The organism is Thermohalobacter berrensis (assembly GCF_003609645.1).
Taxonomy (GTDB): Bacteria; Bacillota; Clostridia; order Tissierellales; family Thermohalobacteraceae; genus Thermohalobacter; species Thermohalobacter berrensis.
The window spans coordinates 358789-383028 of sequence record NZ_MCIB01000001.1; the positions used below are offsets into that span (position 1 = coordinate 358789).

Below are 24240 nucleotides of genomic sequence, written 5' to 3' on the forward strand. Positions count from 1 at the left end.
CATTTTTCAATTTATCACTCTATCTACTTTTTCAATTTCATTTATTCTACCATCTAAAAGATGATATATTTTATCACCATATTCACTTATATTTTTTTCATGTGTTACTTGAACTATAGTAATTCCCATTTCTTCATTTAACCTTCTAAATATATTCATAATATTTTCACTTGTATGGGAATCTAAAGCACCTGTAGGTTCATCTGCCAAAATTACAGAAGGATTCGTAACAATAGCCCTTGCAATAGCAACTCTCTGTTGCTCTCCGCCTGATAGTTGTGATGGTAAATGATAGAACCTTTCTGCAAGTCCTACGGCTTCTAAAGCATCTTGAGCCATCTTTTTTCGCTTTTGTCCTAAAATACCTTTATATATTAATGGTAATTCAACATTTTCTAAAGCATTTAAATGACTTAAAAGATGGAAATTTTGAAATACAAAGCCTATAAAATCATTACGTAAATCCGAAAGTTGCCAATCCCTTAATTTTTCTACTTTTTTCCCTGCTATTTCATAAGATCCTGATGTTGGTTTATCTAAGCAACCTATTATATTTAATAAAGTTGACTTACCTGAACCTGAAGGACCCATAATTGATATAAACTCTCCATCATTTACTTCTAAACTTATTCCATTTAATGCATTTACTTCTATTTGTCCTGTTTTATAGCTACGGGTAATATCTACTAATTTTAATAGTGGCAAACTCATTCCCCCTTTTTAAAGTTATCACTTACTAGATGATACTGTTTTTGGATTATTTTGTCAATAGTATAAGAGTTATATTGATTAGACTTTTTTTAGTAGAAAAAGTTCCATTTAAATATAATTTAATTAAAGTTTTTACCTAATATGTTACAAGTTGCACAGTAAAAAAGATACCAGAATATAATAGAATCAGAGAGGGGATAGCTATGGCAAATATTAATAAAGAATTAAACAGAATTTTATCAACTGAAGTTTTCCAAAAAATAATTAATAATGACATTATTAGAATTAGACAATTAAATGCAGCTATATCTTTATTAATTAAAACTGGTATACCATTTGATATTACTTTCTCTCCCGGTACAAGGCGTGATGCTGCAGCTGCAGAATTAAGTATATTTGTTGCTCCGACTACTACAATAACCTTTCTAATTACCTTTGAAGGTGGTGGCACCGTTTTTGGTGAAACCTAAGTACAAAAATATGACACTGTTACAAACAGTGCCATTTTTAATTTTTATATAATTCTTAACTTTTTTATCTTAAATTTTTATTTTCTTGTACATAATACTAAATAAAAAAATGCCCTACTATAAGTAGGACAATCATTCATTACATACATTAAAGGCCTTGCTAAGTTTTTTTATAGCTCTTTTTTCTATTCTTGATACATATGACCTCGATATTCCCAACATTTTAGCTATTTCTCTTTGTGTTTTACATCCTCCATTAACTAATCCATATCTTAATTCGATAATTTTTTTTTCCCTATCCTTTAAAACTTTACTCATCTTATTATACAGTTTTTTAACTTGTATTTTTAGATCCACCTCATCAACTACTTCATCAGCGTCAGTACCTAATATATCTATAAGAGTAATTTCATTACCTTCCTTATCTATCCCAATAGGGTCTTGAAGAGATACTTCTGATTTAGTCTTCTTATTGGCCCTAATACACATTAAAATTTCATTATCTATACATTTAGCTGCATAGGTAGCTAAACGTGTACCTTTACTTCTATCAAAAGTTGATATAGCTTTAATAAGACCTATTGTCCCTATAGAAATTAAGTCATCCATATCTCTTCCTGTATTATGATATTTTTTTACAATATGAGCTACTAACCTAAGATTTCTCTCAATAAGAACATTTTTTGCCTCTTCATCTCCATTCTCATATAATCTTAGATATTCTTCCTCCTCCTCAGGGGTTAATGGCTGAGGAAAAGAGTTATTATTTGTAACATAGCCTAAATTAAACAATATAGGCTTTAAAAAAACCTCAGCTACTGCTAGCAGAGCAGTCCACATTAAAAGGCACACCTCCATTATAGGTCATATTAAAGTATATGCGCTACATAATGAAGGTGTGCAAGTACATTACAATATTTTTACCTACCTAATTTATATATTTCTCTTGCTATTTTTTCAAATATTGGTGCAGCTGATTTGCCACCTGATAATCCTTCTTCAATAAAAACGGTAATTACATATCTTGGATTTTTTTTAGGAAAATAGCCAGAAAACCACCCATGTATTGTCTCTTTTTTATTTAATAAAGCTTGGGCTGAACCTGTTTTCCCTGCAGCACCACCAATACCTTCTAAAGAAATATTCTTTGCTGTTCCTTTAGTTACTACATCTTCCATAAAATCCCTAACAATTAATGAATCAAGGACAGGAATGACCCTTCTTTCATTATCCCTTTCAATCCTTTTCACCATATGTCCTTCTTCAGTTACAATCCCTTCAACTATTGATAAATCTTTCTTTATTCCATTATTAGCAATAGTTAACATCATATTTGTAATTTGTAGTGGTGTAGCCTCTATCTTACCTTGACCTATTGATATATTACCAATTGCAGGTCCTAACATCTCATTTCCTTTAGGTAATCTTCCCTTTACTTCTTCCTTTAATCCAATATCTATTATATTACCAAAGCCAAGCCTCTTAGCCATATCAATTACTTTTTTTGCACCAACTCTCTTACCAAGTTGAATAAAAACAGAATTACATGATTCATAAAAGGCTTCTCTTATATCTAATTCTCCATGACCACCATCCTCATAAGAATGGCATGCTATTTTAATACTTCCTAATTGCTCATAACCTTTACAGACAAATTTTTCATCCATCGAAACTAAATCATTTTCTAATGCTGCTAATAAAACTACTATTTTAAACAGTGAGCCAGGTGGATAAGATATTTGAATTGCCCTATTATATAATTCCATTCTATTACTATCTAAGTACTTCTGTATGTTTCTTTGATCCATATTTGGTCTACTTACCATAGCTACAATATCTCCATTTTTAACATTAGCTACTATCACTGCTCCCCTTTTATTTTCTTTATCTATTATATCTTCTACAGCTTTTTGTATATGATAATCTATTGTTAGCTTAATACTATTAGCATTAACTTTTTTTGCACTTTCAGCATATGTATAACCAATCCCAGGAATAATTCGTTTACTTCCATCTATAGTAACAGATAAAGCCTTGCTATTATCTATTTTTAAAATATCATCATAAGCACCTTCGATTCCGTACTTTCCAGTATTATTACTTTTCTGGATATATCCGATTACATGAGATAATATATTTTTATGTGAATATCTTATTACTTTATCTGTCAAAAAAACTCCTTTTGGTCTTTTATCAACTTCACCATTATTATTTCTTACTGGAATTTCAATAATACCTTTAGAGGATTTAATAATCTCTTCTATTTCTTTATGACTATATCCTGAAAGCTCATTTATATAATTGTAAAACTTTTTATCCATAGTAGCTAGATTTTTAAATATATATAATGTAGGTACTCTTTCAAAGTTGGTCAGAGGAATTAGGTTTTTATCATATATTAATCCTCTTGATGGATAAAAATTTACTTTCATAATCCTTTGGTTCATTGCTGCATTTGTATACTCTTGATGTTTAATTATTTGTATCCAAAATATTCTAATTACTAATAAAATAAAAATAAAAAATGATAAAAATGCTAAATTCAATAATCTTTTTTCAATTTTTTTATTTTTCATTATAAAATACCTCCAATAGATGTTCTCATTACCATTATTCCCAACATCTATTGGAGGTATAATTACATACTTTGTTTTTGTGCAATTATAGATTTTACTTTTGTTACCATCAAATCTATAGCTACTTTGTTATAGCCTCCCTCTGGAATTATTATATCAGCATACTTTTTACTTGGTTCAACAAATTGAAGGTGAGCAGGTCTTACAGTTGTTAAGTACTGTTCAATTACTGATTCTAGAGTTCTACCTCTTTCCCTTATATCTCTAATAATCCTTCTTATAATTCTAATATCAGGGTCAGTATCAACATATATTTTTATATCTAATAAATCTCTTACCCTTTCATCATCTAAAATTAAAATTCCTTCTACAATAATTATATCCTTAGGTTCTACAGTTATTGTTTCTTTTTTTCTATTATGTATTTCAAAGTCATATATAGGTTTTTCAATTTTTTTACCATCTATTAAATCTTTTAAATGCTCAATTAATAAATCATTATCAAAAGCTAAAGGATGATCATAATTAGTTTTTGTCCTTTCTTCGAATGACAAATGACTTTGTTCTTTATAGTAAGAATCTTGTTCTATTATCACAATATTCTTTTCTGGAAGTGACTTGAAGATCTCTTTAGCTACAGTACTTTTCCCAGAACCGGTGCCACCCGTTATTCCTATTAGAATTGGTTTATTCATGTACATCATTCCTTTCTCGGTTTCCTAATTATGTCCCAAGGTCTTACGGGCTTTACAGTTTTAATTTTAATAATTTGTTGAGGATGAGGGGCTACATCAATTTCATTACCCTTTTCATCCCACATCTGTTCTATCTTTTGACTAAAATGTTCCCTATTTGGTCCAAAAATCTCAATATCATCACCTACAAACATTCTGTTCCTTTGTTCTACCGTCGCAATTGAAGTTTCATTATTATAATCTAAAATTAGACCTGTAAAATCATAGGTTCTTATGTATGAACTACTGGTATAAACCTGCTCTGTTTCCTTAGGTTTTCCAAAATAAAATCCTGTAGTAAAATCTCTATGACTAGCCTTCTTAATTTCCTCAAGCCATATATCATTATAAACATAATTATTTGAATTATCAAGATATTCATCAATAACCATTCTATATGCTCTTACTACTGTAGCAACATAATAAGCACTTTTCATTCTTCCCTCTATTTTAAAGCTTGAAATTCCAGCTTCAATAAGCTGTGGTATGTGCTTTAACATACACAAATCCTTAGAGTTAAATATGTAGGTTCCCCTTTCATCTTCTACAACTGGGAAGTATTCACCTGGTCTTTTTTCTTCCATAAGAAAATATTTCCATCTACATGGATGAGCACATTCCCCTCTATTAGCATCTCTATGTGCCATATAATTACTTAAAAGACATCTCCCCGAGTAAGATATGCACATAGCACCATGTACAAAAGCTTCAACTTCTAAATCTTCAGGTGTTTTAGCAATAATTTCTTTAATTTCATTTAATGATAACTCTCTAGCAGTAATAATACGCTTAATACCTTGATTATACCAAAATTTAGCTGATTTATAATTAGTAGTATTAGCTTGGGTGCTTAGATGTATTTCTAGATTCGGCGCATTTTCTTTAACAATAGAAAGCACTCCAGGATCTGATATTATGACTGCATCTACCCCTAATTCATCAAGTTCTTTAACATATTCAGGTAAATCATTTAAATCTTCATTATGAGGGATTATATTTAGTGTTACATAAACCTTTTTACCTCTTTCATGAGCAAATTTTAATCCTTCTTTCATCTGGTCAATTGTAAAATTCTTTGCACTTGCTCTTAACCCAAACTTTTTTCCTCCTATATATACTGCATCTGCACCATAAATTATTGCCATTTTTAATTTTTCAAGATTTCCTGCTGGAGCTAATAATTCAGGTTTTTTCATTGGTTTTCCTCCTTTTTATATGTTAAAGCTACACCATCGCCAATAGGAATAATGCTAGTTTCAAGATTCGGTTTGTTAGAAATATATCGTAGGTACTCCCTCATTCTTTTTACAATAGTCTTCTTACGCCTTATTACTAAATCATCATTTGCCACCATACCTCTAAATAAGACATTATCTGAAACTAGTATTCCTCCATCAACTAAATTGTTTATACAATAGGGCAAAAACTCTTTGTATTTTCCCTTTGCTGCATCTAAAAATATAAAATCAAATTTTTTGTTTAATGTTGGCAAGATATCTAGAGCATCTCCATTTAATATTTTAATTTTTTTATCAAAGCCTTTATTTTTAATGTTTTCACTTGCTATTTTAACCATATCATCTCTTCTTTCAATAGTTATTATATTTCCATAATTATCCATGGATTCAGCCATAACAATAGCAGAATATCCAATAGCAGTACCAACTTCAAGGATATTTTTCGGCTTTTTAATCATTATTAATACCTTTAATAATTGTGCTACCTCTGGATGAACTATCGGTATATGATTTTCCTCAGCATAAACTTCAAGATCTTTTAAGAAGTGAGGTGTTTCGGGAAGAAGATCCCTAATATAGCTTTCTATATAATCTCTATTTATGTTACCCATCATAATCTCTCCTTACTTACAATGTTGCAAAAATAATACGTGGTTATCTTATACCACGTATTATTTAGTAATTATACTATAATTATTTCTTATTTTTTGCATTAATATGTTCCTTTAAACTTTTAGTAAAGGTATGGGACCCATCACCATTTGATACAAAAAATAGATAGTCTACTTCTGCAGGTTTTAAAGCTGCTTCTATTGACATACTTCCTGGTGAAGCGATAGGCCCTGGAGGTAAACCATTATATAAATAGGTATTATATTTAGAGTCAATTTTCAAATCATCATAAGTCAAGTTCTGCTTTCTTTCTCCTAAAACATACTGTACAGTAGCACAAGATTGTAAGTACCAACCTTTGTTTAGTCTATTATAAAATACTGCTGATATTAGCTTTCTTTCACTATCAAGTTTACCTTCCCTTTCTATGATAGAAGCTAAAGTTATAATTTCATGTAATGAAAGTGTAGATTTTTTAATTTCTTTTTTTATTAATGTTTGGTATACTTCATCAAATCTATCTAGCATCTTTTTAATAATTTCTTCTTCCTTAGAATCTTTAAATACCTCATATGTATCAGGAAAAAGATAGCCTTCTAATGATATATTTTGAGGTATTTTTTTAAGAAATTCATATTCATTAGAAAAATTACTAACTTTAGAAGTTAAATCTAAAAATACTTTTCTATTAACTAAACCTAGATTTGCTAATCTATCTGCAATTTCTTTAAGTTCATAGCCTTCTGGAATAGTAAAGGTTACTGTTTCTTTATCTGTATCTCCTTTTGCTATTTTATATAGTATTTCTGTCATTGACATTCCACTATTCAAACTATATTTACCTGCCTTTAATTTACCATCCTTACCCTCTTTTTTGGCAAGAATTTTAAAAATTAATTTACTGCTTATTAATTTATTTTCATTTAATAAATTTGCTATATCATTAGTTGTACTTCCTTTAGGAATTACTATCTTCTTTTCTACAATATTATATGGATCAACAGGTTTAATTTGACTATTAAAATATGAAAAACCTAATACACCACATGTTATTAATAATATGAATGAAAATAATATCAATTTTTTTAGGGTCTTTGCCACAAATTTTCCCCCTTTTTGTCAAAATGTTGCTTATATCATTATATAACTTAACTTAATTTTTTACAAGTTAGTACAAAAATATTTAAGCCCAGCTTCAAGCTGGACTTATTTTTTAATCCTATTAAATGCATATAGTGCAATATTTCCAAATAATCCTACGGCAATTAACTCACCTGCCGCTATGCTCAATGCAGTTAGATGATATGGAAAATTTGTAAAATAAGAAACCCAAATTCCAACAATTAACCCATTTAAAATTACAGGTGGCAAAGTTCCCAATATTTTGTTTGGCATTTTACTTGTTAAGTATGCTGCAATCAAAGTAACCAAACTACCACCAATTACATCTATCAATCCAAATGGAGCAAAGAAAGTTAATATAAAATTCGCAACAAAACAACCAATAAATAATCCAGGAATTGCAGCTGATTCTACCAATGGAAGTAATGCTAATGCTTCTGCAACTCTAACCTGTACTGGTCCAAAAGCTAAAGTTCCAAATGGAATTTCTAAAGCTACTAAAATAACATAAAGTGCAGCAATTAATCCTGCTTTTGCTAAGTATTTTGTATTCATTTTTATCCTCCTGTTTTTAATTTATTATTTATCGTTTACTCCTAAATCTACATCAAGTGTATCTCCTAATATTTTGTATATATCATTCATCATCTGAGCAAATCTCATTTCAGCAGCAAAAAATTCATTAATAACCGGATTTGAAGTTACTACTTCCTCAAGTTTCTTAAACTTTTCAATTTTTTCTTCATCAACTTTTTTGCCGCCCATTTGAGCCATTTGTATTTCCATTGCTTTACTTCTAAAATCTTGTACCATTTCTTTTAATTTAGTATTCTTCAAAACCTCTCTTTGTCTTCTCACATATTCTTTGTATTCATTTGAATTTTTGATAGCTCTTGCTAAACTATGAGCTTCATCATAAACATTCATAAATATCCCTCCCATTATTTTATTTTATGTAATAATTAATAAACCGTTATTTCAATTTTATAAATTTATTAACATTGGTACTAAAATAGGTACTAATGACGAAAGAACTACACCAGTAATAAATGCAATTATTGAAATTTCAGGATTTGTTGCTTTCGAAATTATAGGAAGAGATGTATCCATAGCTGTAGCTCCTGCAGGTGCTACGCTTTCAACATCACCGATATATTTAGCTATAATTGGGATAAAGATAATTGCTAAAATCTCTCTAACTACATTTGAAATAAAGGCTAATGCACTTAATTCAGTAGAATATTCAGATAAAAGCATAGCAGAAAGAGAATACCATCCAAAACCTGCACCAACTGCACTTGATTCATTAACAGGTAGTCCAACAAAAAAACCTGCAATTACACTTCCACTTATACTACCAATAATTATCATAATAGGAATTAATAAAACTTTTAACCCTATTTTCTTAATATCATTAAAAACACCTTTATTTCTACCTATATCTATTCCAACAAAAAATAATAGTAAACATAGGCCAAAATCAATAATTATATCTGTATAATTAAATATATACTCAGGCATTAAAAGTCCCATAGTAATACCTAAAACCACAGACACTATTATACTAAGACTCACGGCAATTTTTCACCTCTTTACTCTTCTTAAATACAATATCTTTAACTAACTTTACTAAAAATACACTAAGAACTATTCCTAGTATAGAAATCAATATAGCTTTAAATCCAAGTTTTAAAAAATTTGAAACCACTCTATCATCAATACCTATACGTATTCCCATTATGAATAATAGGAATAATAAACAGACTTTTTGAATTTTGTCTAAACTATTACCAATTTTTTTGTTTATAATATTTTTACTTCCTATAATTACACCTATTAATAGAATTATTAAATATAATGCTAACCTAAACCCCATGAAAAACTCCCCTTATCTAAATAGAAGTCGCAGCATCTAGACTACGACTTCTAAGTTTATACTTCCATAATTATTGGTAATATCATTGGATTCCTTTTTATTTTCCCATAAATATAACTTCTTAAAGTATCCTTTATACTGGATTTTAAAGTTGCCCAATCGGTAATTCTATTCTTTTCACACTCAATTAGTGCTTCTCTAACAACCTCTTTAGCTTCTTCCATTAGATCTTCTGACTCTCTCACATAGACAAAACCTCTAGAAATAATGTCAGGTCCTGCAAGAATTTCTCCATTTTCTTTACTTATAGTTACTACAACAACTATCAATCCATCTTCGGAAAGATGTTTTCTATCTCTTAAGACAATATTTCCAACATCACCAATACCTAAACCGTCAACTAAAATATTACCAGCATTAACAGTATGGGTAATTTTGCCACTGTTTTTTGTAAATTCAATAACAGAACCATTTTCTGCTATAAAAACATTCTCTTCGGGCATTCCTAGTTCTTGGGCTAACTGTGCATGTTGCTTTAAATGTCTATATTCTCCATGCACAGGAATAAAGAATTTAGGTTTTAACAATGAATGGATTAATTTTAATTCTTCACGCTTTGCATGTCCTGATACATGGACATCTGCTAATGCTTCATATATTACTTCTGCTCCCCTCTTAAATAATTGATTTATTACTTTGGCAACAGTTTTTTCATTGCCAGGTATTGGTGTGGCTGAAATAACTACTAAATCCCCTGGCATAAGCTCCACTTTTTTATGGCCTGATGATGCAATTCTTGCCAATGCTGACATTGGTTCCCCTTGACTTCCCGTTGTTATTATGACAATTTTATTATCTGGATATTGGTCAATATCGTTTATATCAATTAGAGTGCCATCTGGAATTCTTAAGTACCCTAACTCATATGCTACATTTACAGCATTAACCATACTTCTACCAGATACAGCAACTTTTCTATCAAATAATACTGCAGCATCAATTACCTGCTGTATTCTGTGAATGTTTGAAGCAAAAGTTGCTACTAATATTCTTCGTTTTGCTTCTGCAAATATGTCCTTAAACGTTTCACCTACAGTTCTTTCTGACATAGTATAACCCGGTCTTTCTACATTAGTACTATCAGCCATTAAAACAAGTACGCCCTTTTTGCCTAATTCAGCAAATTTATGTAAATCAATAATTTCTCCATTAATAGGAGTATAATCTATTTTAAAATCACCTGTATGGACAACCGTACCAACAGGAGTATGTATAGCTAGTGCAACTGAGTCAGGAATACTATGGTTTGTACTTATAAATTCTATTTTGAAGCAACCTTGTTTTATCCAGTTTCCAGGTTTTACTACATTTAATTTAACATTATTTATTTTATGTTCTTGCAGTTTATTTTCAACAAGACCTATTGTAAACTTAGTACCATATATTGGTGCTCTTATTTTCTTTAAAATATAAGGTAGAGCCCCTATATGGTCCTCATGTCCATGTGTTAAAAATATTCCCTTTATCTTATCCCTATTTTTCATTAAATAAGATATATCAGGAATTACAACATCTATTCCTAACATTTCATCTTCTGGAAAAATTATACCGCAATCAACAATAATTATATCATTCTCATACTCAATTACAGTTATATTTTTTCCTATTTCATATAATCCTCCTAAAGGGATTATTTTTAGTTTTGATAATTTTCTTGGCACCTTACCACTCTCCTCTTATCCGTTTATATATAAATTTTTTCATTGTTTTTATTATAAAAACTAATATCATATTTATATTAGTTTATTCCTAATGTTAGTATATGCTAATTAAAGATTACGTAAAAAATAAATCCCATATATGGGATTTATTTTTTACACTCATTACAATACCCAAAAAATTTAACATTATGGTCTACTATCTTAAAATCCCCTTCTTTTTCTATCTTTTCTTCTAAATCTTCTAATAGATCAAGTTTAACTTCTATAACCTTACCACAATTTAAGCATATTAAATGATGATGATGGTGGTAATCATTACCACTATTGATTTCATATCTATTACATCCATCATTAAAATTTAGCTTATAAATAACATTTAACTCCTCTAATAATTGTAAAGTTCTATATACTGTAGCTAAACCAATTTCTGGATATTTATCCTTAACTTTAGAATATATTTCTTCAGGACTTAAATGGTTACCTTGATTTTCTAAAATAACATCAATAATAACCCTTCTTTGTGTAGTTAGTTTATATCCTTTTTCCTTTAATTTTGCTTTTACATCTTCTATAAAGGAAGTCTTCATTCTTTTCACCTGCTTTACTTGTTTTTCATATTATAGTCTATAACTATATTATGGAAAAGTCAAATAGTAAATTGATATTCATTCCATTTTTATCCATATATTATTGTTCTAATATTATAGGGATTTCTTCATTTAATGACATTTTTTCTTTATTTATATTACATGTTATTGCCTTAATCAAAACTCCTCTATCATTAGCTTCCTTAAGAGCTTCTGAAAATTTAGAGTCAAGTTCCCAGTTGGGTGAAAAAAATTTAGCATCATTCCTTTGAATAATAAAAAATATCCCTGTACCGAATCCTTCACTTGAAGCCTTTATAATTTCCTTTATATGCTTTGTACCCCTCTCCGTAGGGGCATCTGGAAACTTAGCGATATTATTCTCAACAAGGGTTACACATTTAGCCTCAATTAATACTATATTTTTTCTATTTACAAGGCCAATATCGAATCTGCTTTTTCCAAAATTAATTTCTTTCTTTACCTCAACATAATCTTTAAAATATGGCAATTGTTTATTATAAAATGCCTTATATAAAATTTTATTAGGTAACCTAGAATCTATAGCTACTAAGGTATCTTTATAAAATACCATTAGTAAATCATATTTTGTTTTTCTATTTTTATCTTCTACTTTTCTAACTAAAACCTTCCTATCTTTAATCAGTAATTCTTTCATTCTCCCAGTATTAGGAACATGTGCAAATTCTATTTTATTATTTACTAATATTTTAGCTACAAATCTGTTTAATCTTTTTATAAAAAAAGCCTCTTGAATATCCCCTTTAATAGATATATCCATCTAATCAACTCCACTATGCATTATACCATATCTTCAGTAATTGCTTCATATACTGCTACAGCGTCATCAAATTCTGATTTGTCTTCAATATTTGCTAAAACCATTTTTCCATTTTCATCATAATCTATTTTTAATATATACACATCTTCTTCATTTTCATCTGATATAAGAGCAACATATTCTCTATCTTCTATACTAAATTTAAATGGATTTTTAAAAACATGCTCCTTTCCATTTTCATCTAATAATACAATTTTTTCATTTTCTTCTTTCATTTTTTTCACCTTCCTATCTGTTTTTTTCTAAATATAACTGTAAAATATAAGTAGCTGCCACTTTGTCAATTACTTTTTTTCTTTTTTTTCGAGAAATATCAGCTTGTATAAGAGATTTTTCAGCTGATACTGTAGTTAATCTCTCATCTTGTAAAACAATATTACAGTCTATCTTTTCTCTAATTAAATCTGCAAATTTTAAGACTTTTTCTCCTTGTAGGCCAATCGTATTATTCATATTTTTAGGTAGTCCAACTACTATTGTTTCTACATTATATTTTTCTACTAATTCTTTAATTTTATATATATCTTCTTCTAAATTTTTTCTATTAATTGTAGTAATTCCTTGAGCTGTAATTCCAAGTGGGTCACTGACTGCAACACCTATAGTCTTATCTCCCACGTCTAATCCCATTATTCTTTCCATAATAACCTCCTATCATATTACCTTAATACAAAATTCTGGACAATAATTAGCACAATACCCACAAAAAATACACTTTTCATAATTCGGTGTAGCCTTATTATTAATAATACTTAATCCTCCATGTTTACATACTTCAGCACATTTACCACAACCTACGCACCAATCATGAATAAGTAGTCTACGCTTTCTTTGTCTTAATTTTTCTTTAATAGTTTCAGGTATCTTGCCTGTTTCCACTAATTTGATATTCCCATCAACTTCATCAAATGATTGCATACCAACCGCTATAGAGTGAATATATTTAATATTATTGACGTAATTAAATGCTTTTTCAACATTATTAATTAAATGACCACCACCTAATGGCTTCATTCCATATATTCCTTTTCCCATATCATAGGCTTTTTTAATTGCTTTAAGCATGTCATCTCTTGTCCCATCTTGAATACCTATACCTTTAATATTTATAATAGGATGAATTACTTCAATTTCAGAAAACTTATTGGCAGCTAAAACTCCTTCAACTCTATGGGTTGAAATTCCAATACTCCTTATTAATCCTTTTTTCTTAGCATTAATAAAATACTCTATAGCTTCATAGTGACCTTTTATAGTAAGCTCGCTTTCCTGTTCATGCAATAAAAAAATGTCTATATAGTCTGTATTCAATTCCTTTAAGGCTTTATTTAAACTCTCTTGTGCAGTTTTTTTTGAATATGAGTATGATTTTGTAGCTATAACTACCTTTTCTCTATTAATTCCTTTTAAAGCCTTAGATATATATGAATATGTTTCATACAATTCTGCAGTATCTATAAAATTTATACCATTATTAATTCCATATCTAATAATTTCTGCACCTTTATCTAAAGAAAAATTACGTTGTAATGGTCCAATTGTTAATGATCCAAAGCAAAGTTTAGAAACCTTTATGTTAGTATTCCCTAAATATGTATATTTCATTTTCCCACTTCCTTAGTGCATCTTTTTACTACATATCCTATTGTAACATACATAACAGAAGTAGATATATATAAGCTTGCAATCGCAGCTAATAAAATACCCGAATCATTCATAAGAAATCCTGCTAAACTACCAATAATTCCACTTATAATACTATAACTAAAAAATTTATTATTGTTTATCATCTCTTTTAAAATATTATTTAAATATATTAACATTATACTAAGTATTATAATATTCGTAAATATAACTTTTGTCCAAATTGAAGTTCCAATAAGTTTAATATTCATATTTAATTTTCTTGATACAATATTTGTTAAAGCAAAAGGCCCTTTATTAATTAATAAGCTTAAAGCTTTACCTAGATGTGTTGGATTAGGATTAATTGTAAGGTCAATACCACCCATTAAAAGTATTATAAAAAATATCAAACTTATTGTTAAGAAGAGATTTCTATAATTTAAGCTTTTTTCTTGTATTTTTATTAAAAAACAAAAGTTAGCAAAAGCTATTGTAATAGTCCCTCCAAAATTAGCACCTAAATTGGGATGTGCTACAACAAGTATTGTTAAAATACTTATTAGCAGAATAAAGTATTTCCTTTTTATTTTATCTATTATTAAACCTAAAAATATTATTCCTGTAGGTAGTAAAACACCTACCAGTTCATTACCAATTCCAAAATATCTTGCACCAATAATTGGATCATAACCAAACACTGAATATTTAGTTAATTTTGAATTTAGTAAAATATCTAAAAGAATGGTAAAGTATGTAACCCCTAAAACAAATACTAGTCTATATTTATCTTTAATTAATAAAATAGCAGAAAATATAACTAAAAATAATACCATTGTATATATAATAAATTTATTAATTGTGTAATGTCTAAAAATTGAGACTATATGCAATACTATTGGTATAGTTATAACAATAAGTAATAGTAAAGATATTTTTTTAATTCTAGATTTAAAATATTTATAATAAAACATTATTGTAGCTGATATTATTAATATTATGATTGTAAAAATTGAATATATATTCAAAGTCTGCGGCCTTATTTTCGAAACAAATTTCGTTATCCTATTCAAAAAATCTATGTAAGCTTTATTATTATCATCTTTTATTATTTTTATAGGATTACCTGAATATAAACTAGAATTAATGCCTAAATAATTTGAAATTGTGGGTGCAATATCAATATTAGCAACAATACCCTTTCTCCTTGTTGTATCTGAGTATAATAACCCCTTTTTTATTCCTTGTCCAAAGAAAATAATTGGAGTTAATTTATTGCCTTCTTTTAATTTTGTATTAGGACTATTAGGGCTTATAAATATCATTAAGGAATTCTCTTTTTTTATTATCTTTATTAAATCTTTTAAAAAGTTATCTATATCTTTTAAAATTCTTGTTCTATGATAGAGATACATATCATAACTTAAATTGTTTTCATAAAATTCAAGTCTATTTAAATCCCCAGTTTCAATAACTATAAGGGAAGCTTTTTTTCTAATTTCTTTGATTTCTTTTATTATTTTACTGAAATCTGTTTTAATTCCAAAAGGATATGTGTTATCTTCAATCAATATGGTATCTACATTTCCAAAGTCTATTAAACCTTTACTATCCATTGCAATAAGACAATTTGTCCTAACAAAAGTATCAGCAGTATCTGAATTGCCAAATACTGCTGTCTTATGCCTATATTTATGTAAAGTATCTCCTAATGCGCCAATATAAGGACTATATTTTTCATCTTTATTAGCTTCTAATAATTTATTAATGTTAAGATTGCCAATTTGGAAATTATTGCTGTTTCTACCAGTTCTTCTTTTATAAACTATTTTATTATTGCTTTTATCAAGATTTACAAATAAGGATGTATTGTTGCTTGCCCAGGCCCTAGAGGATGTATTCAGAGTTATATACCCATCTGCACCATAATAACCATTAGAACCTCTAGTGTTCATAAGTCCAATGCTTCCATCTTTACAAAGCTTATCTAATGTCTTTATATAACTAAGATCATTTAAAGTTAATCTATTAATAATAACTACATATACATTTTTCTCTACTTGCTCTTCAGCATAAGATCTAGTGTTTAAAATTATTAAATTAATAATTAAAATTAAAGTTACAATATAGATCTTCTTAGGTGTTATTTTAGTCAATTATATCCTCCTATTTTTCACCTAAATAGCTTTTTAAAAGCTCTTCTAATAATTCATCTCTTTCAAGTTTTCTAATTAATGTTCTAGCATTATTATGGCTAGTTATATAAGTTGGATCTCCTGATAAAATATAGCCAACCATTTGATTTATAGGATTATAACCTTTTTCTTTCAGAGCTTTATATACATTAAAAATTATTTCTTTTGCTTCATTCATATTTTCCTTATTAACTGTAAACTTCATAGTCTCATTATTCATAATTATTCCTCCTTATTTATAATTTCAATATATTATAATAAATATTCATCATATTATTATAATATTAACAGTAGAAAACTAGAGTTTTCTACTGTTAATATTACCTAAGAATTTATGCCTTTATTTGACATTTTACAATATTCTCAACACTATTTAATGCCTTATCTAACATTGATGGATCTTTACCACCTGCTTGAGCCATATCAGGTCTTCCTCCACCGCCTCCTTTTGTTATTTTAGCAACTTCTCTTATTATATTTCCAGCATGAATACCCTTTGAAACTAAATCCTTTGATGCCATTGAAATGAACAATACTTTACCATTATTAACTGTTCCTAATACTACAAGTACTGAATCCATTTTATTTTTAATCTTATCTCCTAAATCCCTTAAACTATTTGCATCCATTCCTTCTATTTTTTTAGATATAACTTTGATTCCTAAAATTTCCTTTGCTTCTTTTATTATATCATCTATTTTAGATGAAGCTAACTTAGATTTTAATCTATCAACCTCTTTTTGAAGAACTTTATTCTCTTTGTTTAAAATTTCTACTCGATCTACTATATCTTTTTCATTAGTTTTCAATATCCTAGTTAACTTTTCTAGCTTTTCATTTATATCTAATAAATACTCGTACAACATTTTTCCAGTAATTGCTTCTATTCTCCTTACCCCTGAAGAAATACCAGATTCACTAATAATTTTAAACAAGCCTATCTCACTTGTGTTCTTTACATGGGTTCCTCCACATAATTCCATACTGTAATCTCCCATTTTTATTACCCTTACATCTTCTGCATACTTTTCATCGAACAGTGCTGTAGCACCCATTTTTTTAGCCTCATCTAATGATGTTTCTATAGCCTCAACGTTTAATCCTTCAAGTATTTTTTTATTTACTATATCTTCTATTTTATTTAATTCATCTTTACTTATACCCTCAAAGTGAGTAAAGTCAAATCTAAGCCTATTAGGCTCAACTAACGAACCTGCCTGATTAACATGTGAACCTAATACATCTTTAAGTGTTTTATGAAGTAAGTGAGTTGCTGAGTGATTTCTAGCTGTATTCTTTCTTTTCTCAACGTTTACATTAGCTTTAACTAAATCATTTACCGAAATTTTCCCTTCAAGAACTTTTACATAATGTAAAATTAAATTTTCATTCTCCTTTTTAGTATCATTAACTATTGCTTTAAATTCATCGTTTTCTATTGTTCCAATATCCCCTATTTGTCCACCACCTTCTGGATAGAAAGGTGTTTTATCTAAGATAATGATACCATTATTCCCTTCCACTAATTCATCTACAGTTTCTTCATTATTAATTAGTGCTAAAACCTTTGAATTAGACACTAATTTATCATATCCAATGAAATTTGTTTTAAGATTACCTAATTCCGCCGTAAAATCTAATTTCCATGCATTTTTATCTTCTTTTTCCCTAGCCTTTCTCGCTCTCTCTCTTTGTTTCTCCATTTCTGTATTAAAACCTTCTTCATCAACTTTAATTCCTTCTTCTTCAAGTATTTCTTTTGTTAGCTCTAATGGAAAACCATATGTATCATAAAGTTTAAATGCAGTATTACCATCTAAAATATTCGTTTTTTCTTTTTTTAATTTTTCAATATGTTCTTTTAATATATTTATTCCCTGATCAATAGTTTCCTCAAACTTTTCTTCTTCAATTTTAACAATTTTTCTTATTTGTTCACGCTTTTCTGAGAGTTCAGGATAAATTTCTTTCCAACCTTTAATTACTTCATCTACTAAGTCATATAAAAAGTTTTCTTTAATACCTATTAATTTCCCATGTCTAGCTGCTCTTCTTATTAATCTTCTAAGTACATAACCTCTTCCTTCATTACTTGGAATAATTCCATCAGAAACCATAAATGTTATAGCCCTTATGTGGTCAGTTATAATTCTAATTGAAACGTCTGTTTTATTATCAGTACCATATTTAACTTGACAGATTTTTTCAACTCTCTTTACTATACTTTTTATTGGTTCAATTTCAAAAATATTATCAGCATCTTGTAATACTACAGTAATTCTCTCTAGTCCCATTCCAGTATCGATATTTGGGTTTGGTAGTGGATTATAATTTCCCTTTTCATCTTTATCATATTGTGAAAAAACTAGATTCCATACTTCTACATATCTATCACAATCACAACCTGGCTTACAATCTTCATTTTCACAACCGTATTCTGCTCCTCTATCTACATAAATTTCAGAACATGGACCACATGGGCCGATTTCTAGTTCCCAAAAGTTATCATCTTTTCCTAGCCTAACTATTTTATCTTCACTAACTCCTATCTCTTTATTCCATATTTCATAGGCTTCATCGTCATCTTTATATATAGATATCCATAATTTTTCTACAGGTATTTCTAAACGTTCTGTCATAAATTCCCATGCCCATTTAATTGATTCTTTTTTAAAATAATCTCCAAATGAAAAGTTTCCAAGCATTTCAAAAAAAGTTGCGTGTCTTGCAGTTTTACCAACATTTTCAATGTCTCCAGTCCTAACACACTTCTGACAGGTAACTACTCTTCGTTTTGGTGGCTCTTCTATACCTGTAAAATATGGTTTTAATGGAGCCATACCTGCATTTATTAATAACAAACTTTTATCATTTTTTGGTACTAATGAAAAACTTGGTAATACTAAATGTTCTTTTTCTTGAAAAAAACTTAGAAATTCTTTTCTAATTTCATGTAATCCTAGCTTTTTCATATTTTTTACTCCTTTCATTTTTATTTTTTCGTATATGTAACCAGTAATTTATCGTCTTTAATAAAAAACTCGTCCCCTAACTTAGGGACGAGATTACCCGCGGTACCACCCTATTTACTGTTACCAGCCTCTTAATTGATATAACGGTTCCAACCGTAGACCTCTACTAAAAGTTCAAGGTCTCAACTTAGGGGCTGCTTCAGTAACTAATCTCTGAATACCTTCCAGCCTAGGGTATTCTCTCTGTAAGAGTTAGGTTACTTACTATTCCCCGTCATTGTCTTTTTAATTATTCACCTTTAGTTAGGATTATAATTAAAATTAATTTTTTTGTCAATCTTTATTTTTATTTTATAATTTAACCAATTTTTCAACAATAAATGCCGAGCTAATTTTAATAATAACTGCTACTGGTACTGCTAAAAGCATTCCTAAGACTCCAAAAAAACTTCCTCCTATTAATAAAGATAATATTACAATAACAGGATGAAGACCAACACTTTTGCCAACTACTTTTGGTGAAATTATTCCGCTTTCTATTTGTTGTATAACTGTAAAAAGTATTATAACCCAAAGGACTTTGCTAGGTTTGTCTAAAAAGGCAAATATTATAGCAGGAATTGCACCTATTATTGGACCAAAATAAGGTATTACATTTGCTATACCAGCTATCAATCCAATTATTAATGCAAAATCAACTTTAAGTATAAGTAAACCAATTGTAGTTGAAATTCCAACAAAAGCCGCTACTATAAGCTGTCCTCTAATAAACTTACCTAATACAGAATCAATTTCTCTTGTAACTTTTACAACATCAGTTCTATAAGGTTTTGGTAATATTAGAAAAAGTTTTTTCTTAAATACATCTTTATCCTTTAAAAAGTAGAATGTTAGAATAGGAATTATAATAAAGCTTAGTATCCTTGAAAACATATTAATTATTGTATTAGTAAGATTTCTAATAGAATTTAATACAGTATTCTGAATAGTGTTTAGATTTTCCCTAACTATATTTTTTACTGCTTGAAATTCAGGCGGTAGATTCTCAATATTTTCTGAATATCTTATGTACATATTATTAAAAAAGTCATATAATTGATTAAAATATGTAGGTAAAACTTCAACAAGTTTTTTGAATTCATTTGCTATTTTAGGAAAAATGGAAAATGATATTACTAAAACGATACCTATTAAAAGTACATATACAATCAGAATTCCAAAAACCCTAGAAATTCCCTTATTTTCTAATCTATTAACAAGGGGATTTAATAAATAAGCAAATATTATGGCAAAAATGAAAGGATATAATAATTGAAGTAGTCCAGCTGATTTTTTATACATTTTATAGAATATAATAATAAGAATTAAACTTATAACAAAATAAATAATCTGTTTTTTTGTTATTTTAAATCTCTTTTCAGGTTCAATATAACTGTTACCAATATTTATTACAAAATATATTAATATACCTAAAATTGCAGTAAGAAAAAAAGATCTTAAATAATAACTTAAAGTCAACAAATATTCCATTTTATATGCACCCCCATAAGTACCAAAAGGCAGCAATGCTGCCCTTTTTTTAAACACCCATATTGCTCATCATATTTATTAATAGCTTTCTACCTTTTTTCATCATTTTTCTTCTTTGTCTAGGGCTCATTTTACTCATAGCATACATACTAGCTGTTGCACCAATTAAACTTCCTGTTACAATTCCCTGTACAAACTTACCATTCAAGTTTTTCACTCCTTTTAGGGTTTTATACTTAGTTTTGGGTATATTTACTCCTTCTATCCTAGAAGATTATTGTAATCTTCCTTGTTTTTCACAATATTATCTGTAATTTTACCTTCTATAACAATTGAATTTTCACCAAGCTTTATATTATCAGCATAAGGAATAATATTTCTACCATTAACTATATCTTCAATTAACCCATCAGTTAGTATAAATCCCTTAACTTCACCACTTAATTCATCAATAACAACATCAAGTACAATTCCTAGGCTTTCACCGTCTTCTGTTAAAACCTCTTCTCCAATTACATTATCATTCTCATCTATAGCTTCCATTATTTCTGGATAATCTTTAGCATTTTCTATAACATTACTGTTTTCAACATATATGAAATCTCTCCCTATTTTATTTATATTTTCAAATCTTATAATTTTTGCATCTTTAAAATAGCTTTTTTCTGAAACTAATATGGCTAGTAACTCATTACTTTCCTTTGAAAAAATTTTGCCCTTTGCTAAAGCAATTTTATTGCCATTAATTTTATCAAATATAGGAAGATTATCAATATGACTTCCCTTTATCACTTGAATATCCCTCTTTTTATTTTATTTATGTTTTTACAAAATCTATCTTTTGTTTTAAGAAAGATTTTATATATTTAATAAATAGTATTTCCAATTTTAATAGCTATTATATATTTGAATTTTTTACTAACTTTCTTCTTTAATTTTATTCCCAAAAAATAATTTTTAAATCATAATGTGGTTAATTTTCCAATATAAAAATTTTTTACTAATCATCTAACTTATAGGAAATTCAGTTTAGTCTACTATTGAGAAAATTTTTATTTAAATAGTATAAATATTAAAAAAGCTACTGCGTTCAGTAGCTTTTTTAATGATGATGTGGATCTTCATTCGGATCGAAATCTTTTAATTCCTCTATTTCTATATTATTCTTTTTAGCATAATCAAGTAAAGCTGCTTTAATTGCTTGTTCTGCTAGCAATGAACAATGAAGCTTAGCAGAAGGTAAACCACCTAGTTCTTCAGCAACTCTTTTATTGGTAACTTTTAAAGCTTCTTCAATAGTTTTACCTTTCACTAATTCAGTAGCCATACTTGAAGTAGCAATTGCTGCACCACAACCAAATGTTTTAAATTTAACATCTGTAATAACCCCATCCTCTATTTTTAAATACATTTTCATTATATCTCCACACTTAGGATTTCCAACTTCTCCAATTCCGTCAGCATTTTTTATTTCTCCAACATTTCTTGGATTAGTAAAGTGATCCATTACTTTTTCTGAATACATTTTTTTATACCCCCTTTACTTTTTCATATAACGGTGACATTTGTCTTAATCTATCGACTATTTCAACTAATTTTTCTACAACATAGTCTACATCTTTTTCTGTAGTAAAATCACCCAAAGTAAGTCTTAAAGATCCATGTGCTATTTCATGTGGAAGTCCTATAGCCATCAAAACATGGGATGGGTCCAATGAACCTGAAGTACATGCTGAACCACTAGATGCTGCAATACCAGCCATATCTAAATTTAGTAGTAATGCTTCACCTTCAATAAATTCAATACAAAAGCTAGCATTTCCTGGTAGTCTTTTTTCTGGATGTCCATTTAATCTTACATAATCAATTTTATTTTTTACATCATTTATTAATTTATCTCTTAGTTTTGTTAATTTACTAATATGTTCTTCAAGATTTTCATATGCTAACTCCATTGCTTTAGCAAATCCAACAATACCTGCTACATTTTCAGTACCAGCTCTTCTTTTTCGTTCTTGTGCCCCACCATGTATATGTGGGTCAATTTTTACACCTTTTTTAATATATAACGCACCTATTCCCTTAGGGCCATAAATCTTATGTGCTGACATTGACATCATATCAATATTTAACTCATTAACATCAATTTTAACATTTCCCACTGCTTGAACAGCATCTGTATGGAAATATACTCCTTTTTCTCTTGCTATTTGTCCAATTTCTTTTATAGGCTGTATTGTACCTATTTCATTATTTGCAAACATTATAGAAATAAGGATTGTTTTATCTGTTATAGATTTTTTAAGCTGTTCTAAATCAACCATTCCATATTCGTCTACATCTAAGTATGTTACTTCAAAACCATGTTTCTCTAAGTACTCACAAGTATGAAGTACAGCATGGTGTTCTATTTTACTTGTAATAATATGATTACCTTTATCCTTATTAGCCATGGCTACAGCCTTAATAGCCCAGTTATCTGCTTCTGAACCTCCACTAGTGAAATAAATTTCTTTAGGATTTGCACCTAATATATTTGCTATTTTTTCCCTAGACTCATCTATTGTTTTTCTAGATTCTCTTCCTAAACTATACACACTAGAAGGATTACCATATTTTTCTGTATAATATGGTATCATAGAGTCTAGGACTTCTTTTTTAACCGGTGTTGTTGCAGCGTAATCCATGTAAACCTTTGTTGCCATTGATATCCCCTCCCATTATATAACTCATTAGAAAAATTTGCAATACTTATATATAATACATATACCCATCATTATTACTTAGTTTTTTTTCTTCATCAATCATATCTTGTAAAGTTATAGAATCAATAACTTCATTAACACTATCTCTTATTTTAACCCATACAACCTTAGTTACACAGTGCTTTTCCCTTTCACAAGTAAATTCTTCATCTTCTACTGCACAATCTGTCGGAGCTATATTTCCTTCTAAAGCTCTTAAAATTTCACCAACGGTTATTTCTTTTGGCTGCTTTGCTAACATATATCCACCTTGTGCCCCTCTAACACTATTCACTAATCCCTCTTTTTTTAAAACAGCAATTAACTGTTCAAGATAGTTATCAGATACACTCTGTTTATTAGCAATATTTCTTAAAGGTATTGGTCCTTTCCCATAATACTTGGCTAACTCAAACATAGCTCTTAGTCCATATCTTCCCTTCGTAGATAATTTCATTAGACCACCTCTTTATAATTCCTAGTAATTTACTTGGGATTCTATTTTAAGTATAATATACCCTAGTAAACTTGTCAACATTCATTAACATAAAGTTTATTAATAAATATTAATAAATCTAATAAAAATTGTCCGCTTAAGCGGACACAAATGTTTTACATAAATATATTTTTAAAATTTTTCTCTTAGTTTATACATATAAATATAATT

Annotated in this window: 27 protein-coding genes and 1 other annotated feature; of the genes, 1 reads left to right on the forward strand and 26 read right to left on the reverse strand. The window is 28.5% G+C overall.

Going from position 1 to position 24240, the window contains the following annotated elements; all coding sequences use genetic code 11:
* Positions 1 to 6: 6 nt before the first annotated feature.
* A complete protein-coding gene (locus tag BET03_RS01885; protein WP_183108675.1) occupies positions 7 to 711 on the reverse strand; it encodes an ABC transporter ATP-binding protein in 705 nt (234 codons plus the stop codon).
* A 203-nt stretch (positions 712 to 914) separates the two neighbouring features.
* On the opposite strand from BET03_RS01885, the gene BET03_RS01890 reads away from it, so the two are divergent.
* Positions 915 to 1181 (forward strand): hypothetical protein, encoded by a 267-nt coding sequence (locus tag BET03_RS01890; protein WP_120166657.1) that lies wholly within the window; start codon positions 915 to 917, stop codon positions 1179 to 1181.
* Positions 1182 to 1313: 132 nt separating this feature from the next.
* On the opposite strand, the gene sigK is transcribed toward BET03_RS01890, so the two are convergent.
* The 25 genes from sigK to BET03_RS02015 form a co-directional block, all read right to left on the reverse strand.
* Positions 1314 to 2021 (reverse strand): RNA polymerase sporulation sigma factor SigK, encoded by a 708-nt coding sequence (gene sigK, locus BET03_RS01895; RefSeq protein WP_120166658.1) that lies wholly within the window; start codon positions 2019 to 2021, stop codon positions 1314 to 1316.
* 80 nt (positions 2022 to 2101) lie between these two features.
* Positions 2102 to 3757 (reverse strand): peptidoglycan D,D-transpeptidase FtsI family protein, encoded by a 1656-nt coding sequence (locus BET03_RS01900; RefSeq protein WP_120166659.1) that lies wholly within the window; start codon positions 3755 to 3757, stop codon positions 2102 to 2104.
* A 62-nt stretch (positions 3758 to 3819) separates the two neighbouring features.
* Entirely contained in the window at positions 3820 to 4452 is a 633-nt protein-coding gene (udk, locus tag BET03_RS01905; RefSeq protein WP_120166660.1) for a uridine kinase, read from the reverse strand.
* A gap of 5 nt (positions 4453 to 4457) precedes the next feature.
* The gene (locus BET03_RS01910) at positions 4458 to 5687 is read right to left on the reverse strand and encodes a peptidase U32 family protein (protein ID WP_120166662.1); all 1230 of its coding nucleotides are present in this window, start codon (positions 5685 to 5687) and stop codon (positions 4458 to 4460) included.
* The gene (locus BET03_RS01915) at positions 5684 to 6340 is read right to left on the reverse strand and encodes an O-methyltransferase (RefSeq protein WP_120166664.1); all 657 of its coding nucleotides are present in this window, start codon (positions 6338 to 6340) and stop codon (positions 5684 to 5686) included. The genes BET03_RS01910 and BET03_RS01915 overlap by 4 nt, the downstream gene beginning before the upstream one ends.
* Positions 6341 to 6422: 82 nt before the next feature.
* Positions 6423 to 7442, reverse strand: coding sequence for an endolytic transglycosylase MltG (mltG, locus tag BET03_RS01920; RefSeq protein ID WP_120166666.1), 1020 nt, complete (start codon positions 7440 to 7442; stop codon positions 6423 to 6425).
* A gap of 105 nt (positions 7443 to 7547) precedes the next feature.
* Positions 7548 to 8018 (reverse strand): QueT transporter family protein, encoded by a 471-nt coding sequence (locus BET03_RS01925; RefSeq protein ID WP_120166668.1) that lies wholly within the window; start codon positions 8016 to 8018, stop codon positions 7548 to 7550.
* 24 nt (positions 8019 to 8042) lie between these two features.
* Complete coding sequence (locus BET03_RS01930; protein ID WP_120166670.1) at positions 8043 to 8390, reverse strand: YlbF/YmcA family competence regulator; 348 nt, start codon at positions 8388 to 8390, stop codon at positions 8043 to 8045.
* Between the two features lie 57 nt (positions 8391 to 8447).
* Positions 8448 to 9020 (reverse strand): LysO family transporter, encoded by a 573-nt coding sequence (locus BET03_RS01935; RefSeq protein ID WP_279230309.1) that lies wholly within the window; start codon positions 9018 to 9020, stop codon positions 8448 to 8450.
* Between the two features lie 7 nt (positions 9021 to 9027).
* Positions 9028 to 9339, reverse strand: a complete 312-nt coding sequence (locus BET03_RS01940; RefSeq protein WP_120166674.1) for a LysO family transporter — start codon at positions 9337 to 9339, stop codon at positions 9028 to 9030.
* 56 nt (positions 9340 to 9395) lie between these two features.
* Positions 9396 to 11060, reverse strand: a complete 1665-nt coding sequence (locus BET03_RS01945) for a ribonuclease J (RefSeq protein ID WP_120166676.1) — start codon at positions 11058 to 11060, stop codon at positions 9396 to 9398.
* Between the two features lie 146 nt (positions 11061 to 11206).
* On the reverse strand, positions 11207 to 11647 hold the full coding sequence (locus BET03_RS01950) for a Fur family transcriptional regulator (RefSeq protein ID WP_120166678.1): 441 nt from the start codon (positions 11645 to 11647) through the stop codon (positions 11207 to 11209).
* A 100-nt stretch (positions 11648 to 11747) separates the two neighbouring features.
* Positions 11748 to 12449, reverse strand: coding sequence for a DNA/RNA nuclease SfsA (gene sfsA, locus BET03_RS01955; protein WP_120166681.1), 702 nt, complete (start codon positions 12447 to 12449; stop codon positions 11748 to 11750).
* Between the two features lie 20 nt (positions 12450 to 12469).
* Positions 12470 to 12724 (reverse strand): DUF1292 domain-containing protein, encoded by a 255-nt coding sequence (locus tag BET03_RS01960; RefSeq protein ID WP_120166683.1) that lies wholly within the window; start codon positions 12722 to 12724, stop codon positions 12470 to 12472.
* A gap of 13 nt (positions 12725 to 12737) precedes the next feature.
* Positions 12738 to 13151 (reverse strand): Holliday junction resolvase RuvX, encoded by a 414-nt coding sequence (gene ruvX / locus BET03_RS01965; RefSeq protein ID WP_120166685.1) that lies wholly within the window; start codon positions 13149 to 13151, stop codon positions 12738 to 12740.
* Between the two features lie 12 nt (positions 13152 to 13163).
* On the reverse strand, positions 13164 to 14114 hold the full coding sequence (locus BET03_RS01970) for an aldo/keto reductase (RefSeq protein ID WP_120166687.1): 951 nt from the start codon (positions 14112 to 14114) through the stop codon (positions 13164 to 13166).
* Positions 14111 to 16288 carry a hypothetical protein gene (locus tag BET03_RS01975; RefSeq protein ID WP_120166689.1) on the reverse strand — a complete coding sequence of 726 codons (2178 nt, stop codon included), beginning with the start codon at positions 16286 to 16288 and terminating at the stop codon, positions 14111 to 14113. Before BET03_RS01975 ends, BET03_RS01970 begins: the two co-directional genes overlap by 4 nt.
* Before the next feature lie 10 nt (positions 16289 to 16298).
* Positions 16299 to 16547, reverse strand: a complete 249-nt coding sequence (locus BET03_RS01980; RefSeq protein WP_279230310.1) for an IreB family regulatory phosphoprotein — start codon at positions 16545 to 16547, stop codon at positions 16299 to 16301.
* A gap of 112 nt (positions 16548 to 16659) precedes the next feature.
* The gene (gene alaS, locus BET03_RS01985) at positions 16660 to 19299 is read right to left on the reverse strand and encodes an alanine--tRNA ligase (protein WP_120166693.1); all 2640 of its coding nucleotides are present in this window, start codon (positions 19297 to 19299) and stop codon (positions 16660 to 16662) included.
* Positions 19300 to 19379: 80 nt separating this feature from the next.
* Positions 19380 to 19586: a binding site (T-box leader), on the reverse strand.
* Positions 19587 to 19650: 64 nt separating this feature from the next.
* The gene (locus BET03_RS01990; protein WP_120167022.1) at positions 19651 to 20829 is read right to left on the reverse strand and encodes an AI-2E family transporter; all 1179 of its coding nucleotides are present in this window, start codon (positions 20827 to 20829) and stop codon (positions 19651 to 19653) included.
* 49 nt (positions 20830 to 20878) lie between these two features.
* Positions 20879 to 21037: a YtxH domain-containing protein gene (locus BET03_RS01995; RefSeq protein WP_120166696.1), complete on the reverse strand. Its 159-nt coding sequence runs from the start codon at positions 21035 to 21037 to the stop codon at positions 20879 to 20881.
* 53 nt (positions 21038 to 21090) lie between these two features.
* Positions 21091 to 21621, reverse strand: coding sequence for a PRC-barrel domain-containing protein (locus tag BET03_RS02000; RefSeq protein WP_120166698.1), 531 nt, complete (start codon positions 21619 to 21621; stop codon positions 21091 to 21093).
* 310 nt (positions 21622 to 21931) lie between these two features.
* On the reverse strand, positions 21932 to 22354 hold the full coding sequence (gene nifU, locus BET03_RS02005; RefSeq protein ID WP_120166700.1) for a Fe-S cluster assembly scaffold protein NifU: 423 nt from the start codon (positions 22352 to 22354) through the stop codon (positions 21932 to 21934).
* A gap of 4 nt (positions 22355 to 22358) precedes the next feature.
* Positions 22359 to 23534: a cysteine desulfurase NifS gene (gene nifS, locus BET03_RS02010; protein WP_120166702.1), complete on the reverse strand. Its 1176-nt coding sequence runs from the start codon at positions 23532 to 23534 to the stop codon at positions 22359 to 22361.
* Between the two features lie 46 nt (positions 23535 to 23580).
* Entirely contained in the window at positions 23581 to 24030 is a 450-nt protein-coding gene (locus BET03_RS02015; protein WP_120166704.1) for an RrF2 family transcriptional regulator, read from the reverse strand.
* Between the last annotated feature and the right edge of the window lie 210 nt (positions 24031 to 24240).

Excerpts from the sequence above, each read along its gene's own strand:
- sigK (WP_120166658.1), bottom strand. The coding sequence starts at position 2,021 with ATGTGGACTGCTCTGCTAGCAGTAGCTGAGGTTTTTTTAAAGCCTATA.
- BET03_RS01900 (WP_120166659.1), bottom strand. The coding sequence starts at position 3,757 with ATGAAAAATAAAAAAATTGAAAAAAGATTATTGAATTTAGCATTTTTA.
- BET03_RS02015 (WP_120166704.1), bottom strand. The coding sequence starts at position 24,030 with ATGAAATTATCTACGAAGGGAAGATATGGACTAAGAGCTATGTTTGAG.
- BET03_RS01890 (WP_120166657.1), top strand. The coding sequence starts at position 915 with ATGGCAAATATTAATAAAGAATTAAACAGAATTTTATCAACTGAAGTT.
- BET03_RS01990 (WP_120167022.1), bottom strand. The coding sequence starts at position 20,829 with ATGGAATATTTGTTGACTTTAAGTTATTATTTAAGATCTTTTTTTCTT.
- BET03_RS01910 (WP_120166662.1), bottom strand. The coding sequence starts at position 5,687 with ATGAAAAAACCTGAATTATTAGCTCCAGCAGGAAATCTTGAAAAATTA.
- udk (WP_120166660.1), bottom strand. The coding sequence starts at position 4,452 with ATGAATAAACCAATTCTAATAGGAATAACGGGTGGCACCGGTTCTGGG.
- BET03_RS01925 (WP_120166668.1), bottom strand. The coding sequence starts at position 8,018 with ATGAATACAAAATACTTAGCAAAAGCAGGATTAATTGCTGCACTTTAT.
- BET03_RS01940 (WP_120166674.1), bottom strand. The coding sequence starts at position 9,339 with ATGGGGTTTAGGTTAGCATTATATTTAATAATTCTATTAATAGGTGTA.
- BET03_RS01970 (WP_120166687.1), bottom strand. The coding sequence starts at position 14,114 with ATGAAATATACATATTTAGGGAATACTAACATAAAGGTTTCTAAACTT.
- sfsA (WP_120166681.1), bottom strand. The coding sequence starts at position 12,449 with ATGGATATATCTATTAAAGGGGATATTCAAGAGGCTTTTTTTATAAAA.
- BET03_RS01930 (WP_120166670.1), bottom strand. The coding sequence starts at position 8,390 with ATGAATGTTTATGATGAAGCTCATAGTTTAGCAAGAGCTATCAAAAAT.
- BET03_RS01885 (WP_183108675.1), bottom strand. The coding sequence starts at position 711 with ATGAGTTTGCCACTATTAAAATTAGTAGATATTACCCGTAGCTATAAA.
- BET03_RS01915 (WP_120166664.1), bottom strand. The coding sequence starts at position 6,340 with ATGGGTAACATAAATAGAGATTATATAGAAAGCTATATTAGGGATCTT.
- ruvX (WP_120166685.1), bottom strand. The coding sequence starts at position 13,151 with ATGGAAAGAATAATGGGATTAGACGTGGGAGATAAGACTATAGGTGTT.
- BET03_RS01980 (WP_279230310.1), bottom strand. The coding sequence starts at position 16,547 with ATGAATAATGAGACTATGAAGTTTACAGTTAATAAGGAAAATATGAAT.
- alaS (WP_120166693.1), bottom strand. The coding sequence starts at position 19,299 with ATGAAAAAGCTAGGATTACATGAAATTAGAAAAGAATTTCTAAGTTTT.
- BET03_RS01950 (WP_120166678.1), bottom strand. The coding sequence starts at position 11,647 with ATGAAGACTTCCTTTATAGAAGATGTAAAAGCAAAATTAAAGGAAAAA.
- BET03_RS01960 (WP_120166683.1), bottom strand. The coding sequence starts at position 12,724 with ATGAAAGAAGAAAATGAAAAAATTGTATTATTAGATGAAAATGGAAAG.
- nifS (WP_120166702.1), bottom strand. The coding sequence starts at position 23,534 with ATGGCAACAAAGGTTTACATGGATTACGCTGCAACAACACCGGTTAAA.
- nifU (WP_120166700.1), bottom strand. The coding sequence starts at position 22,354 with ATGTATTCAGAAAAAGTAATGGATCACTTTACTAATCCAAGAAATGTT.